This is a genomic window from Bacillus sp. OTU530 (assembly GCF_038440375.1).
Map to the genome: position 1 here is coordinate 1 of NZ_JASATP010000124.1, position 990 is coordinate 990.

1 protein-coding gene is annotated in these 990 nt (G+C 32.2%); it reads right to left on the minus strand.

Annotated elements, in window-relative coordinates; genetic code table 11:
- Positions 1 to 70 precede the first annotated feature (70 nt).
- A complete protein-coding gene (locus AAHB12_RS31120; protein ID WP_342048934.1) occupies positions 71 to 493 on the minus strand; it encodes a hypothetical protein in 423 nt (140 codons plus the stop codon).
- Between the last annotated feature and the right edge of the window lie 497 nt (positions 494 to 990).

Below are 990 nucleotides of genomic sequence, written 5' to 3' on the forward strand. Positions count from 1 at the left end.
AAAGAAACCTCACTTTTGTATATAATAGCTACAAGAGTGAGGTTTCTTTGTGCTTTTAGTGTGGAAAATTTCAAGTGCTGAAAACGTAGTACAGAATGAATCTTGATACTAAGGTGATATTGAAGCTATGTTTAGGTTCAGCAATGATAGCTGGCTTATAACTAGCCTTTTCCAGCATCCAATCTGTTTGATACATTTCAATATGTCGCGGCTTAAGAAATTGAAGATAATTCCCTGTTTGTTCTTGAGAAGCTTCTCCATGGTCAGAGTAAGCTAGATATTGAAGCCAATGTTTATAAAATTGAAAGATATCTCGTACATAATCTTTTACCGTTGTTTCCGATAACTTTTCATTTTTATCTACATGTTTCTGTCTATGTACAAAATAATAAATCATTTCTACATCCGTAAATCCTTCAAATCGATGTTTTTTATCCTCTTTATTCCCATACACAATGGATTGTAATACAGGTAAGTATGTATGATTGCTCATTTCTTCTTTTACCTTGTCATCTTGGATTATGTGTAAAATATCCAATGTAGATAATAGTCATTCTACAAGTTAACGTTCACTTGTATTTCCCTTTATGAATTCCAATCTCATCAACTCCATCCCATGCATTATGAATGAAATGGTACTCTTTATATTCCATTTCTATAACCTATACTATTATATTTTTAATAAAAGTACTGATACATAATGAGTAGTGCAAATAATGCCCCCCAATTAGCGTTGTAAATCCTGCATTTTGCTCTAACTTTACCAGTAAATTGCAGATAGTCCCTTATTTCCTTATTGCTATACTCCTGATCAGGCTGTTAAGGTTTCTCGGCAGCCTGTAAGTCCTTATTCTTTACCCGTTTCTTAATCTTAGATTATAATAAATTTGGTAATGTTTAGAAAAAATTAACTATTTTACACCTTAATTTAAGCAGAGAGGATGGTTATTATGAAGAGAAGAACGCTTGGAAAATCTGATTTAGAGGTTG

Excerpts from the sequence above, each read along its gene's own strand:
- AAHB12_RS31120 (WP_342048934.1), bottom strand. The coding sequence starts at position 493 with ATGAGCAATCATACATACTTACCTGTATTACAATCCATTGTGTATGGG.